The 13,907-nt window shown below is 45.4% G+C and carries 14 protein-coding genes; 7 read left to right on the top strand and 7 right to left on the bottom strand.

Annotated elements, in window-relative coordinates; genetic code table 11:
* Positions 1 to 169: 169 nt before the first annotated feature.
* Together M0Q51_13790 and M0Q51_13795 are read right to left on the bottom strand one after the other, a co-directional pair.
* Entirely contained in the window at positions 170 to 910 is a 741-nt protein-coding gene (locus M0Q51_13790) for a DUF6125 family protein (protein ID MCK9401048.1), read from the bottom strand.
* A 1-nt stretch (position 911) separates the two neighbouring features.
* A complete protein-coding gene (locus tag M0Q51_13795) occupies positions 912 to 1,427 on the bottom strand; it encodes a hypothetical protein (protein ID MCK9401049.1) in 516 nt (171 codons plus the stop codon).
* 118 nt (positions 1,428 to 1,545) lie between these two features.
* Between M0Q51_13795 and dnaG the strand changes: the two genes are divergently transcribed.
* On the top strand, positions 1,546 to 3,501 hold the full coding sequence (gene dnaG / locus M0Q51_13800; protein MCK9401050.1) for a DNA primase: 1,956 nt from the start codon (positions 1,546 to 1,548) through the stop codon (positions 3,499 to 3,501).
* A gap of 246 nt (positions 3,502 to 3,747) precedes the next feature.
* On the opposite strand, the gene M0Q51_13805 is transcribed toward dnaG, so the two are convergent.
* Positions 3,748 to 3,921: a hypothetical protein gene (locus tag M0Q51_13805; protein ID MCK9401051.1), complete on the bottom strand. Its 174-nt coding sequence runs from the start codon at positions 3,919 to 3,921 to the stop codon at positions 3,748 to 3,750.
* A gap of 116 nt (positions 3,922 to 4,037) precedes the next feature.
* Entirely contained in the window at positions 4,038 to 4,619 is a 582-nt protein-coding gene (gene purN, locus M0Q51_13810; GenBank protein MCK9401052.1) for a phosphoribosylglycinamide formyltransferase, read from the bottom strand.
* A 250-nt stretch (positions 4,620 to 4,869) separates the two neighbouring features.
* On the opposite strand from purN, the gene M0Q51_13815 reads away from it, so the two are divergent.
* The 6 genes from M0Q51_13815 to M0Q51_13840 all read left to right on the top strand — a co-directional run bounded on the left by M0Q51_13815 (position 4,870) and on the right by M0Q51_13840 (position 11,402).
* Positions 4,870 to 5,106 (top strand): acyl carrier protein, encoded by a 237-nt coding sequence (locus M0Q51_13815; GenBank protein ID MCK9401053.1) that lies wholly within the window; start codon positions 4,870 to 4,872, stop codon positions 5,104 to 5,106.
* 15 nt (positions 5,107 to 5,121) lie between these two features.
* Entirely contained in the window at positions 5,122 to 6,375 is a 1,254-nt protein-coding gene (gene fabF / locus M0Q51_13820; protein ID MCK9401054.1) for a beta-ketoacyl-ACP synthase II, read from the top strand.
* An 18-nt stretch (positions 6,376 to 6,393) separates the two neighbouring features.
* On the top strand, positions 6,394 to 7,110 hold the full coding sequence (rnc, locus tag M0Q51_13825) for a ribonuclease III (protein ID MCK9401055.1): 717 nt from the start codon (positions 6,394 to 6,396) through the stop codon (positions 7,108 to 7,110).
* Positions 7,111 to 7,196: 86 nt separating this feature from the next.
* A complete protein-coding gene (locus M0Q51_13830; protein MCK9401056.1) occupies positions 7,197 to 8,837 on the top strand; it encodes a hypothetical protein in 1,641 nt (546 codons plus the stop codon).
* Positions 8,838 to 8,883: 46 nt separating this feature from the next.
* On the top strand, positions 8,884 to 10,884 hold the full coding sequence (locus M0Q51_13835) for a glycoside hydrolase family 97 protein (protein ID MCK9401057.1): 2,001 nt from the start codon (positions 8,884 to 8,886) through the stop codon (positions 10,882 to 10,884).
* Between the two features lie 80 nt (positions 10,885 to 10,964).
* Positions 10,965 to 11,402, top strand: a complete 438-nt coding sequence (locus M0Q51_13840; protein MCK9401058.1) for an IPExxxVDY family protein — start codon at positions 10,965 to 10,967, stop codon at positions 11,400 to 11,402.
* Positions 11,403 to 11,420: 18 nt separating this feature from the next.
* Here the strand turns inward: M0Q51_13840 and M0Q51_13845 are convergent, their stop codons facing one another.
* The 3 genes from M0Q51_13845 to M0Q51_13855 all read right to left on the bottom strand — a co-directional run bounded on the left by M0Q51_13845 (position 11,421) and on the right by M0Q51_13855 (position 13,768).
* Positions 11,421 to 12,431: a phenylalanine--tRNA ligase subunit alpha gene (locus M0Q51_13845; protein ID MCK9401059.1), complete on the bottom strand. Its 1,011-nt coding sequence runs from the start codon at positions 12,429 to 12,431 to the stop codon at positions 11,421 to 11,423.
* Positions 12,432 to 12,532: 101 nt separating this feature from the next.
* Positions 12,533 to 13,174 carry a peptidylprolyl isomerase gene (locus M0Q51_13850; GenBank protein MCK9401060.1) on the bottom strand — a complete coding sequence of 214 codons (642 nt, stop codon included), beginning with the start codon at positions 13,172 to 13,174 and terminating at the stop codon, positions 12,533 to 12,535.
* Between the two features lie 69 nt (positions 13,175 to 13,243).
* The gene (locus tag M0Q51_13855) at positions 13,244 to 13,768 is read right to left on the bottom strand and encodes a thymidine kinase (GenBank protein MCK9401061.1); all 525 of its coding nucleotides are present in this window, start codon (positions 13,766 to 13,768) and stop codon (positions 13,244 to 13,246) included.
* Positions 13,769 to 13,907: the final 139 nt, after the last annotated feature.

A 13,907-nucleotide genomic window follows, 5' to 3' on the forward strand; every position in this document is an offset into this window, starting at 1 on the left:
TTAACCCCAAGGCCTTGGATGATTATCAACAAAAATATAAAGAAAAGAAAATCAATCAACTAAAGAAGAGAATCGCTCAACTTGAAGCTGCTTGAAAAAAGAAGTTATATAAGAGGTGGTCATTAAGAAGTTATTTTTTAATTATTGACTAATGACCATTGACCAATGACTACAGATAGAACCTCCATGCGCAAAAATACCCTTCAGGATGCGGATCAGGCGGGCAGGAAATACACCCGGTCTTTATCAGCGGATTGATAGTCTGTGCAAAAGTCGTGTATTCAACCAAACCGCCGGATTTACAGGGATAATCCTCGAGCCCTTTGTGCTTACGGGCTGCCTGGACGCGGCATTCATTCATCCGGAATACAAAACTGGCGGGTGTTTCTTCAACAATTGATTGCTTGTTGATGGTGGCATAAAGCCTGAACTGCAATGCTGTTTTCAGTCCTTCCAGCCCGGGGTTTTCGGGTAAATTGAGAAAATTCATTATTGACCAGGCCTCGAAGGGTGAGAAATGTGCCCAGCATGTGTCGTTGCAACGTTTGGCATCGAACTGACCATGGCTGAACTCAACCGCCTGGAACCAGATACCATCGTTAGCCAGCCAGTTTATGGCCACGCTTTCGATCAGTTTATCCATCTTTTCTTCCGGAAGATCGAGTAATGGGCCGGGAATATTGTCTTTCATCTCAAAACCGAGGGTCTTGGCCAGACGGCTGAGCTGGATGCCGGAACTTCTTGAATAGGCTTCTTTCAGCACTTCAAATGCTTTGTCGCGCCCATACTGATGCCGGACTTCTGCAAACCACATGGCATGATGCATCATGATCCGGTGAAAAAAGTCCATTAGCAAACGGGCCTTCTGTTCTTTGTTCAGGCTGTCTTGTGTTTGATAATTGCCGTCCATTTTACTGGGTGAATTTTTTTATCATGGGCAGGCTGGTCAGGATGTTCGACAGGATATCCTGGGATATCTCACTGCCATATTCCTTGAGTTTTTCGAGTATCAAAACACGTTTAGCATCCGGATTTTCCCCGGAGGATAAGATCTGTTTGATTTCCCTGACCTGCATTCCTTTCAGTTCATCCTGCAGTGCGCCGGTTATCACAAGAAAGAACTCATCGGTCGTTTCTTCAGTTTTAGGCAGGCCGAGTGTTTCAAGCTCATCAATGGAAGCCTGGAGGATTTCGCGGCCAAGTTTTTTACAACTATCGAGATAAATATTAAAACCGGTCGTATCCCGGAGTGACCAGCTGCTGTAATCATACTCAATACTTTCGATCTGTTTTATTTTCAGGCTATTTTCCCCGAAGATGCGAGCAAGAATAATGATTGTAGATTTTTTCCAGGCATCCAGGTCGAAATCTTTGTTATTCAGCTTATCCATCTGGATTTTAAGGAGCTGTATTTCTTTTTCAGGCATAATTTATTCAAGTTAGAAAGTTTAAAGATATATATAATTGAGATGTCATCTCGTATGGTGTTAATATCTTGATTAACCCTATCCCGTCCCAGGTATTATCTTTGTAAAACCAAGAAAATTGAATTTGATCTCCAAACTAACTATAGCGAGAATTCTTGAAGATGCCCATATCGAGGAGGTGATCGGTGAATTTGTAAAGCTTAAAAAGAGCGGGCAGAATTATAAAGGGCTCAGTCCGTTTACTTCTGAACGCAATCCTTCTTTTTATGTTTCGCCTGCCAAAGGGATTTATAAATGCTTTAGTTCGGGAAAGGGCGGGAATGTTGTTAACTTCCTGATGGAGCATGAGCATTTTACTTACCCGGAAGCGCTTCTTTTCCTTGCAAAGAGGTACGGCATAGCTGTAGAGGAAGACGAGGTCAGCCCGGAAGATGTGCAGGCGGAAAATGAGCGGGAGACCCTTTTCCAGGTGACGGCTTTCGCCCTGAACTTTTTTACAAATAATTTACTGGAAACTGAAACTGGTAAGGCTATTGGTTTAGAATACCTGAAAGACCGTGACCTCAGGCTGGATACTATTAAAAAATTCCAGCTCGGTTACAGTCCTGAAAATTGGGATGCGTTTACAAAGCACGCCCTTGAACAGGGGTATAAGCTCGAATACCTGGAAAAGACCGGGCTTACGATAAACAAAGATGGTCGCAGTTATGACCGTTTCAGGGGAAGGATTATTTTTCCTGTCCATAATATTTCAGGCCGTATCCTGGGTTTCGGGGGCAGGACATTGCTTAAGGACGACAACGTACCAAAATACGTCAATTCGCCTGAATCGGATATTTATAACAAGAGCCAGATCTTATTCGGGCTCTATTTTGCCAAGAATGCCATCATCAGGCTCGACAACTGCTATCTTGTCGAAGGTTATACTGATGTGATTTCCCTGCACCAGGCCGGGATTGAGAATGTCGTGGCTTCTTCAGGCACTTCCCTGACAGAGGAACAGATCCGCCTGATTAAGCGATATACACCTAATATCACCATTCTTTACGATGGTGATCCTGCCGGGATCAAAGCTTCATTCCGGGGTATCGATATGGTGCTGGAGCAGGGAATGAATGTCCGCATCGTATTATTTCCCGATGGAGAAGATCCCGATTCCTATGCCCGGAGGCACAGGCGCGCCGAATTGGAGGAGCTGATCACAGGCAAGGCGCAGGACTTCATCCGGTTCAAAACGAGCCTGCTGTTAAAGGAAGCCGCCGGCGATCCGATAAAGCGGGCCGGCCTGATAAAGGAAATTGTCGGAAGTATTGCCCTTATCCCGGACCCCATTTACCGTTCGGTTTATATCAAGGAATGCAGCATGTTGATGGAAATTCAGGAACAAACCCTGATGAATGCCCTGAACCGCCTCCTTTACCAGCGCAACCGGCGTCAGGCAGAACAGGAGGCTGTGAAACAGGAAGTGGAATTCCCTGAACCGCCTTCCTTCAGGCAGGTTGAGGCTGATCAGTCGAGCAGCGAGTTTCAGGAAAGGGACCTGATCCGCTTAATGCTCATGTATGCCAATTATGATATCCAAATTGAAGATGATAATGGCGATGGGCAGTTTTCCAAGCAGAGGATCCCTGTTTCACGCTACATTATTGAAGAGATCCACAGGGATGATATGAGTTTCCGCAACCCGGTATATCAGAAAATTTTTGATGTCTTTGACCAGGCCCTGCAAAATGGTGAAGAGCCTGATGAGAAACGTTTTATCCGGGATAATGAAGATGAAGTCCTGAGCACAACAGTCAGAGATTTGCTGCTTTTTCCTTATGAATTGAGTGAAAATTGGCTACGCAACCGGGTGCTGGTGGTCACTGAGAAAGACAACCTTCTTCAGGCTGTCGAAACTACTTTGCTTTCCTTCAAATCGAAAACTATTGACCGCATGATCCTCGATATCATGAAAGAAATGAAGGCATCCACTGATGAAGAAGATATTATGATCCTGCAGGCCAGGCAGAAAGAGCTGAAGGATATTAGCCGCAAGATTAACGGACAGCTGGGAAGGGTAGTGGTTAAATAGTTAACAGGTCGTCAAAAGGGAATTATAAGTAAGTTGAAGTATACAAAAACACAACGAGGACCAAACCTTGCGGGATGATCCTCGTTCACTTTTCGGTCGCCGAAGCTTCCGTATTGCGCCAGGCTACTGTTAGTTTGACTGACCTTTGAATCCGGTTCCTTTCGGTTCCTTTTCCTGGGGGTCGGAGCTCGTTCGGCGTGGCCTTGCGGCTTTAGCGTCCTGGTTCTCCAGCTCTGCGGTCGCCGGTCATCTCTCACGCTGCCTTTCGACATTGTTTGATCTGGACTCCCCCTCTGTGCCTGGTACCTTGCGGCCCCGGTCTTTGGGGCGGACTTTGGCGCTGCCTCCTCCTGACGGACTCAGCGTTGCCTCTGCCCTGCGTTCCCGAGCCAGCCTTTTATCGCTGACCTGATGAAACAAAGATAGAACGATTTAACAGACGAATGCAAGCTTTTTAGCTCTTTACTGTTAACAACTTAAACACATAGGTTATTAACAATTGTTCATAAGTTTGCAAAGAGTGGAAGATCAACTGCCTACTTTAAACTATCAACTGCTCTGATTGTTTCTTCAATAATCCTTGGAAAGTGCAAATACTCTAGTGCATGCACCTTTTTCGCTATACTTTCAGCCGTATCTTCAGGAAGTATATCGAATGAATCCTGAAAAATGATCTCCCCTTCATCATAATGATCGTTGACATAATGAATAGAAATCCCGGTTTGTTTATCGCCCGACTGGATCACCGCCTGATGTACTTTATCGCCATACATCCCTTTTCCACCATATTTTGGCAGAAGAGCAGGGTGTATGTTTATTATCCGACGGGAAAAGGCTTTTAGAAGATAGTCGGGGATAAGCCATAAAAAACCGGCTAAAACGATAAAATCAATTTTATTCCTTTGAAGGGCATCAAGGATGACTTCACTTTCATAAAATTCCTTCCTGGTGAAAACCAAAGAGGGTATACCAAGTTTTTTAGCTCGTTCCAGGACAAAAGCATCAGGCTTATTAGCGAGGACCAGTGAAACGCGGATATCCCGGACAACCAGGAAATATTCCGCAATATTTTGAGCATTTGTCCCGCTGCCTGAAGCGAATACAGCTATTTTTTTCATTTAATTCCAGGTTCTGCAGGTCAAATATAACCATTTTCATTTTATGAATAGATTATGCGCTTTAATGCATTGATCCAGAATTGGTAAGATATAAATGAAGAAGATGATGGTTTAAAGAATTTAATTAATGATATATAATTGATATTGTGTGATATATAAAAATGTACCATCAAAATATTTTTATTTCTTGTTGTTTTGTGTCAAGAATATTACTTTCTTTGCAGCTTGTTTAACCAAAATCATTTTAAGTATGTCTGACATAGCAACCAGAGTCAAAGCTATCATAGTTGATAAGCTTGGTGTAGATGAAAACGAAGTTACTCCCGAAGCCAGCTTCACAAACGATTTAGGCGCTGATTCCCTGGATACGGTTGAACTCATCATGGAATTCGAAAAGGAATTCAACATTGCTATTCCCGATGACGCAGCTGAAAAGATAGGAACAGTTGGTGATGCGATCAAATACATCGAAGAGAACACCAAATAAATCTTCTTATCTTACATGCTCCTACGCCGAGTAGTTATTACCGGACTTGGTGCCCTTACCCCATTGGGCAATACGGTCGAGGAACTCTGGACCGCATTGATCAATGGGGTTAGTGGCGCCGCCCCAATCACCCGTTTTGATGCATCCAACTTCAAGACGCAGTTTGCCTGTGAGCTTAAGAATTTTGATATTAACAATTTCTTTGACCGTAAAGAAGCCAGGAAATACGATCCATATGCCCAATACGCCATGATTGCAGCCGAGCAGGCAGTAAAGGATTCGGGTATCGATCTTGAAAAGGTCAACAAAGAAAGAATAGGTGTTATTTGGGCATCAGGTATCGGCGGTCTGGAAACTTTTGAAAATGAAGTTGTCAATTGGGCCCGCGGAAATGGCATCCCACGGTTCAGCCCCTTTTTCATTCCTAAAATGATTGCTGATATAGCAGCGGGCCATATATCTATCCGGTTTGGCTTCATGGGTCCTAATTTCGCTACTGTTTCAGCTTGTGCCTCATCAGCAAACGGGATGGTTGATGCTTTTAATTACATCCGGTTGGGTTATGCCGATATGTTCGTCACCGGTGGATCGGAAGCATCAATTACTCCTGGTGGTGTTGGGGGATTTAATTCTATGCATGCCATCTCCACCCGGAACGATGATCCTAAAACCGCATCAAGGCCTTACGATAAGGATCGAGATGGTTTTGTACTGGGGGAAGGGGGCTGTGGCCTTGTATTTGAAGATCTTGAACTTGCCAAAGCCAGGGGGGCGAAAATCTATGCTGAAATTGCAGGAGGTGGACTATCAGCGGACGCATACCACATGACTTCCCCGCATCCGGAGGGTAAAGGTGCAGCTATCGCCATGGTTAACGCATTGAAAGACGCAGGAATGAACCCTGATGAAATCGACCATATCAACACCCATGGTACTTCTACTCCGCTGGGCGATATAGCTGAACCCAAGGCAATTCTGACTACTTTCGGTGAACATGCTTATAATATCAGCATCAATTCAACCAAGTCAATGACTGGCCATTTGCTTGGCGCAGCAGGTGCCATTGAAGCAATAGCAACCATTATGGCTATCCGTAATAATATCGTCCCCCCAACGATAAACCATTTTACGGATGACCCCGATATCGACAATAAATTAGATTTCACTTTCAATCTGGCCAAAAAGAGAGTAGTAAATGCTGCGCTAAGCAACACTTTTGGGTTTGGTGGACATAATGCCTCAATCATCTTTAAAAAATACCAGGGATAAATTCCTGCATTCCCGGTGATGGTTAAATTTTTCATTGTACAATTCGCAAAAGACAAAGTCCTTTATACAGCAATAAAAAATCTGCTGGGCTTCTATCCCCGTAATATCTATTTATATAAAGTTGCGCTTTCCCATAAATCGGCACCACAAGTTTGGCTGAAAGGGCAACAGGTGAATAATGAGCGGCTGGAATACCTTGGTGATGCAATACTGAGCTCTGTTGTGGCTGATTATCTCTATAAAAAGTTTCCATATCAGAATGAAGGATTTCTGACAGACTTACGGTCCCGCATCGTCAGCCGAAGCCGGTTTAATAAATTAGCCCTCAAAATGGGCCTGAATAACCTGATCTTTCAAGGTAATGGTAATTTTACTTCCAGCAAATCCATTTTCGGGGATACATTCGAGGCCCTGATCGGGGCCATTTATCTGGATAAAGGTTATAATTTCACCCGGAAAACCATTATCCGCCGGATAATAGATGTACACCTGGATGTAGATGAAATCGAACGGACCGATACTAATTATAAGAGCCGCATACTGGAATATGCCCAGCGTGAAAAGCGGCCCCTGGAATTTAAAGTGGTGCAGGAGATTGGCGAAGGACACCGTAAACAGTACCTTGTTGAACTATTTCTGGACAATGAGCCTGTGTCACGCGGGCAGGATTTTTCGATCAAAGCGGCCGAACAAATAGCAGCGGAAAAAGCATGTGAGGAATTGCTGGATGATTAAAATGGGACTCCATCTATTTTAAATAAGATGGGGTCCCGATTGTTTTTTTCTTTAATTTCATTTCCAAATTTTTAATAACATCCCCAATGCAAACCATTCCACTTTCTCGCGTTGTCAAATGCTTCCTTCCTGCCCTGTTTTTATTCCAACCATTTTTCCTCTTTGCTTATCCCGGTCAGGTTGTTAAATCTTTTGACCTTCCCGGCCAATATAGTACCGGCTTGACTTTCGATGGCGTTAACATCTGGGTAGCTGACCGGAAAACTGACCTGCTTTATTGCATCGAACCAGTGACAGGTAAGGTAGTCCGCACCCTTCAATCTCCCGGGTACTGGCCGCTGGCCCTGGCATGGGACGGTCAGTCGCTCTGGAATTCCGACCTGAAGGGGGGCAAGGATGTTTCTGAGGAATATGATGGAGTGATCTATAAGATCAATCCTGTTAACGGAAGTATTCTTCAAACCCTGGAATCTCCTTCTAAAAGCCCGGTCGGCCTTGCTTTTGATGGCAAATATCTCTGGTGCATCGATGATCTTTCAGATGAAATTATCCAGTTCAGTCCCCTTGACGGTACTACCATCCTCTCCTTTACATCCCCTACACCCAATCCGACAGGCCTGGCTTATGACGGGAAATACCTCTGGGTGTCCGACCGTGGAAAGGATGAAATCTACATGGTCCACCCTGAAAATGGCCGGGTAATCCTGATCCTGAATTCCCCGGGGCCTTATCCCACGGGCCTTTGTTATGACGGGAAAAATTTGTGGAATATAGATTACCAGAATGATAAACTTTATCAGCTTACCATTATGGATGATGAAAATTTCATGAAATCAAGAGAGAGGAATGGCAAAGTGATCTTTACGCACCAGTTGAAGAATTTCGGACCGGGAATGGTAACCTCTGCTGACCTTTACATTGCGATTCCGGTGAACCGGGATAACCAGGAGTTAATGGGTAACCCGACTTTCAATATGGATCCGACTGATTTTGTAACGGACCGCTGGGGACAGAAAACGGCCCATTTCTATTTTGAAAACCTGAAAGCGGGGGAAACGAAAACGGTGGAAATGTCAACGGTAGTTAAAACCTGGGAAGTCCGCTATTTCATTTTTCCGGATAAAGTTGGATCATTGGATCAGGTGCCTGAAGAGATCAGTAATAAATACCTTGAAGATAACGAGAAATTCCAGCTTACCCACCCCATCATCCGGCGGGCGGTCAGCCAGGCGGTCGGTGATGAAATGAATCCATACTGGATCATGCGCAACATTTTTGACTATATCAACGATAATATGTACTATGAGATGACGGGTGGCTGGAACACTGCTCCAACGGTACTTGCACGAGGTAACGGGTCGTGTTCTGAATATACTTTCGTTTTTATATCTATGTGCCGTGCAGCAGGCATTCCGGCACGCTATGCAGGCTCTGTAGTTGTACGAGGCGAAGAAGCAAGTATGGATGATGTATTTCATCGTTGGGCAGAGGTTTATCTTCCGGGTTATGGATGGATCCCTGTAGATCCAAGCCGGGGAGACCAGGATTGGCCGCGCGACCAGGCTGCTGCCATTGGCAGTGTAAGCGGGACTTTGCTGATTACTACCCAAAGCGGAGGTGGTTCGGAAACGCTTGGATGGACATATAATTCCAACCAGTTCTGGACAACAGAACCTAAGACCTATGTTAATTTTGAGAATTTTGCCGACTGGGAAGTCATGCCATAAATGGAGGTTTAAGTTTCTAGTTTCTAATTTCTAGTTTCAAGTAATTATGAAAAGATTCAGATCATTATTCCTCTTTCCAGCATCTTGTTTCATCCTTCTTTTCTCATCCTGTTCCTCTGATGAAGAAGTCAGGCTGGATTCGCCGGATGGGAGGAATAACATTGTTTTTATCCTTAAGGATGGTATTCCATATTACCAGGTACTTCGGGATAACCGCATCATTCTTGATACTTCCGGCCTTGGATTCGATTTGAAAGATGCTCCTCCGCTGAGGGGTAATTTTAAGATGGAACAGGCTACCATGTCGGGCAACCGTGACAGGTGGGAGCCTGTCTGGGGTCAGCGGAGCAGGATCAGGGACTCGCATAACCAACTTTTAGTTACCCTTAAGGAGCAGGCAGAACCATACAGAAAGCTGCAACTTGAGTTTAAAGCCTTTGATGATGGGGTTGGTTTCCGTTACATCATTCCCGAACAACCTGACCTCATAAAGCTGGAAATAATGAATGAGGCTACTGAATTTCTATTCCGGGAAGACCTGAGTGCCTGGTGGATTCCCGGAGATTACGACAATCATGAATTTCTTTACCGTAACACGCCTTTGAGCAGGATTGATTCAGCTAACACTCCGCTGACCCTCGAATCCACCGACAGCCTGTGCATGAGCATTCATGAAGCCAGCCTGGTCAACTATCCTGAAATGCGGCTCAAAAGATCCGGGGATAACCCGCTGAAACTTATATGCGACCTTGTCCCCTGGCCGGATGGCGTAAAAGCTAAAGTGGAGGTGCCGTTTAAAACACCCTGGCGGACAATTCAACTGGCCAGTGAAGCCGGCAGGTTGATCGAATCAACACTAATGCTTAACCTCAATGAACCAACATCCCTTGAAGACGTTTCATGGATAAGGCCCATGAAATATGTCGGCATCTGGTGGGGACTTCACCTGGGGAAGTATACCTGGATGGCCGGCCCCAAACATGGAGCCACTACGGCCAATACCAAGCAATATATTGATTTTGCCGCAGAAAATGGGATACCTGGTGTTCTGGTCGAAGGATGGAACAAAGGCTGGGAAAATTGGGTCGATGGGGTGGAATTTGACTTTCTACACGCTTATGATGATTACAACCTGGCTGAAGTGGCTGCTTATGCAAAAAGCAAAGGTGTTTACCTGATCGCGCATAATGAAACAGCCGCCAATGCAGAATGGTATGACAAACAGGCCGATACGGCTTTCGCCTTATATCAGAGCCTGGGGATCCATGCCGTTAAAACCGGGTATGTCGGACGGATCAGGCCATTGGGGCAATACCATCACGGGCAGTGGATGGTGAACCACCATGCCCGGATCGTGGAGAAAGCGGCACAACACCAGATCATGGTTGATGCCCATGAAGCGGTCAAAGCGACCGGTCTTGAAAGGACCTGGCCGAATTTCATGACCAGGGAATGGGCACGGGGTAATGAGTACGAAGCCTGGAGCGAAGGTAACCCGCCTGATCATACCTGTATCCTGCCGTTTACCCGTGTCCTGGCCGGCCCGTTGGATTATACACCCGGAATCTTTGGCCTGTATTTCAAGGAATTTAAACCTGATAACCGGGTCCATACCACCCTGGCGAAGCAACTGGCCCTGATGGTGATTATTTACAGCCCGCTGCAGATGGCCGCCGACCTGGTCGAAAATTACAAAGGCCATCCGGCTTTCCGGTTTATCAGGGATGTCCCGTCAGACTGGGATGATATAAAAGTTTTAAATGGAAAGATTGGGGATTATGTCACCATTGCCAGGAAGAAAAAAGATGCCTGGTATCTCGGATCGATCACGGATGAAAACGCCCGGGAGTTTACTTTCAAACTTGATTTTTTAGATGAAAAAATCAATTATGAAGCGACCATTTATGAAGATGGTCCTTCCGCTGACTGGGAAACCAACCCGCTGGAATATTTGATCGAAAAGAAGCTGGTTAAAAAGGATGATGAATTTAAAATGGTGCTTGCGGCAGGCGGCGGGCAGGCGGTGGTGATAAGACCTAATGAATAGTGAATAATGAATAGTGAAAAATGAAAAGTTAGTTATTAGGTAATAAATAATTTAGAATTCAACATTCAACATTAATCAAAGTGCCTAGAAAGCTGAAACTGACATCCGGTACTTCTTATGATTATACCACTATTGGCATTGCCTGTCATATGAAAGATTATCGTTTCACTTTCTTTCTAAACGATCAACTGGGATTTCAAATGAAGCGGATGGAGGACCTGTTATACGGCGATGGGAAGGACTCCCTCGGTTACTCATTTTATTTCTTCAGAAACCCTGAAGAAAGAAGGAGTTTTTACCTGGTTTCTAATTATCATGAAGAAGGAAGGCTTATACCTGCGGAAAAAGGGGCGGATTTCTTTCTCATCGTCAATGATATCTTACCGGCAAGCCGTAAGAAACAATTGATCAGCCAGATCCAGAAAATACCTCAGGTTTTGGCTGCTTATGATATTCCAAAAGGGAAGGCGAATAATTTAGAACTGATTTTTGAGGAGATCGAGTTGCACTTGCTTTGAGATGTCATCTCATTTTCCTTAAACCACTCCCGTAAACTGCCTCAAAAACCTGACATCATTTTCGAAAAATAACCTGATATCCTGTATCCGGTACTTTAGGATTGCGATCCGCTCTATGCCCATTCCGAAAGCAAAACCCGTATACTCTTCGCTGTCGATGCCGCAGTTTTCCAGGACGCTCGGATCCACCATACCACAACCGAGGATTTCCACCCAGCCGGAATACTTACAGATCGGGCAGCCTTTCCCGCCACAAACAAAACAGGTTATATCCATCTCTGCAGATGGTTCAGTGAAGGGGAAATAACTCGGGCGGAAACGCACTCGCGTCCCTTCACCGAACATTTCATGGGCAAAGTAATAAAGTGTCTGTTTCAGGTCGGCAAATGAAACATCAAGATCAACATAAAGCCCTTCCACCTGGTGAAAAATACAATGGGCACGTGCCGAAATGGCCTCGTTGCGGTAAACACGGCCTGGATAAATTTCCCGCAGCGGTGGCTTGCGAAGTTCCATTGCCCTGATCTGAACCGGGGAAGTATGGGTCCGCAAGACAATTTCAGGATCCCTTTCAATAAAAAATGTGTCCTGCATATCCCTTGCCGGGTGATCCTGCTGGAAATTCAAGGCCGTGAAGTTATGCCAGTCGTCTTCTATATCCAGCCCTTCGGCTACGACGAAACCAATCCGGGAAAATATCTGGACAATTTCATTCCTTATGATCGACAGCGGGTGCCTTGAGCCCAGTTGCATAAAATCCACGGGAAGGGAGAGGTCGATACCGGATTTCACTTCAGTTGCACCTGCTTCAATTTGCTCCTTTAACAGATTAACTTTATCCTGGGCCTTGTTTTTCAGGTCATTCAATGCCTGGCCCACTTCTCTTCGCTGTTCAGGCGGGACATTCTTAAAATCTTCAAATAAGTCAGGAATAAGCCCTTTCTTGCTGAGGAACTTTATACGGAACTGCTCCAGCTCCTCCGCATTTTGAGTAGAGAACTGCCCGATTTCAGCCAGGTATTGTGATATCAGCTCTTGCATCAGCTTAGAAATATTCCAAGTTTCAAGTTTCAAGTTTCAGAAAATGACCACTTTATGACTATTAACAAATACCCAATAACCACTAACTATTATTTTATTACCTCAATAGTCATCGTTACAGCGCTCACCGGTTTGTCGCCTGGTCCGGTGGGGATAGCGGCGATCTTGTCAATCACATCGAAACCGGATACAACTTCTCCGAAAACAGTGTAGCCTCCGTCAAGCCAGGGGGTTCCGCCAACGGTGGTATAAGCTTTACGCTGTTCAGCCGAGTAAGTTGTGTTGTAACGCTTCTCGTATGAGTTGAGAGTTTCGTTCGACAGCACGGTTCCCTGCACGATGTAGAACTGGCAGCCGGAAGATGCTTTCTGGAGATTGACCTGGTCACCGGTGCGGGCTGCAGACAGTGCGCCTTTTTTGTGCAGGTGGTTGACCTGGATTTCAGCCGGTATCGTGTAGCCCGGATCCTGGCGGCCATCCTTGTTGCCTCCGCCCTGTATCATAAACCCTTTAATAATCCTGTGGAAGGGGGAATCGTTATACCATCCTTCCTTGATCATTTTTATGAAATTGTCCCTGTGTTTAGGGGTGTCATTATAAAGCTTTGCGGTGATATTACCGTAGCTGGTCTTGATAAGGACGAGGGTTTCACTCTGTGGTTTGCTCTGTGAGCAGCCTGATTGTTGAAAGGCCATGAATAATACGGTTAAAATTAAGATTGTTTTTTTCATTTTTTCGATCTTTTAATTGTGATCAGGGGTACAAAATTATAAAAATCCGGCTTAAGTTTCAGTATTATATTACTTGCCCGGATCCTGATGATTCTTTTCGAAGTAACAACGGCGGCACAGTGGCTCATACCGGTCGGTGTCGCCCAACACCACCAGCCCTTTCTGGCTGCTGGTCCGGTGGGAGTACTGGGCCAGTCCGCCGCAACTGATGCAGATAGCATGTACCTTATCGACATATTCAGCCGTAGCCAGCAAAGCGGGCATGGGGCCAAAAGGTTTACCGGTATAATCCATATCAAGTCCCGCGACGATTACCCGCGTCCCCATTTCGGCCAGTTTGTTGCAGACCACTACCAGCTCATCATCGAAAAACTGAGCCTCATCGATGCCCACCACGTCATAGTCATTGGCGTATAGTAGAATTTGGGAGGCGGCCTGCACAGGTGTGGAGTGGATCGAATTTTCGTCATGCGAGACCACACCTTCCGCATGATAGCGTGTATCCACGGCCGGTTTGAAGATCTCCACGGTCTGGCGGGCGATCAGGGCACGCCGCAAGCGGCGGATCAGTTCTTCCGTTTTGCCGGAGAACATCGACCCGCAGATCACTTCGATCCAGCCGGAACGGGCATTGCCGTGTGGACGCTCTAAGAACAAATGTTGAATTTTAAATGTTGAATTTTGAATTCGGGAATTATTTATCAAAATTAAGAAATATAAAGAGAAGAAGACA

It is taken from the genome of Bacteroidales bacterium (assembly GCA_023229505.1).
Lineage (GTDB): Bacteria > Bacteroidota > Bacteroidia > Bacteroidales > JAGOPY01 > JAGOPY01.

What these genes read in the sequence shown, in the direction of transcription:
- M0Q51_13790 (MCK9401048.1), bottom strand. Translation starts at nt 910, where the DNA reads ATGGACGGCAATTATCAAACACAAGACAGCCTGAACAAAGAACAGAAG.
- M0Q51_13795 (MCK9401049.1), bottom strand. Translation starts at nt 1,427, where the DNA reads ATGCCTGAAAAAGAAATACAGCTCCTTAAAATCCAGATGGATAAGCTG.
- purN (MCK9401052.1), bottom strand. Translation starts at nt 4,619, where the DNA reads ATGAAAAAAATAGCTGTATTCGCTTCAGGCAGCGGGACAAATGCTCAA.
- M0Q51_13815 (MCK9401053.1), top strand. Translation starts at nt 4,870, where the DNA reads ATGTCTGACATAGCAACCAGAGTCAAAGCTATCATAGTTGATAAGCTT.
- fabF (MCK9401054.1), top strand. Translation starts at nt 5,122, where the DNA reads ATGCTCCTACGCCGAGTAGTTATTACCGGACTTGGTGCCCTTACCCCA.
- rnc (MCK9401055.1), top strand. Translation starts at nt 6,394, where the DNA reads ATGGTTAAATTTTTCATTGTACAATTCGCAAAAGACAAAGTCCTTTAT.
- M0Q51_13830 (MCK9401056.1), top strand. Translation starts at nt 7,197, where the DNA reads ATGCAAACCATTCCACTTTCTCGCGTTGTCAAATGCTTCCTTCCTGCC.
- M0Q51_13835 (MCK9401057.1), top strand. Translation starts at nt 8,884, where the DNA reads ATGAAAAGATTCAGATCATTATTCCTCTTTCCAGCATCTTGTTTCATC.
- M0Q51_13850 (MCK9401060.1), bottom strand. Translation starts at nt 13,174, where the DNA reads ATGAAAAAAACAATCTTAATTTTAACCGTATTATTCATGGCCTTTCAA.
- M0Q51_13855 (MCK9401061.1), bottom strand. Translation starts at nt 13,768, where the DNA reads ATGTTCTCCGGCAAAACGGAAGAACTGATCCGCCGCTTGCGGCGTGCC.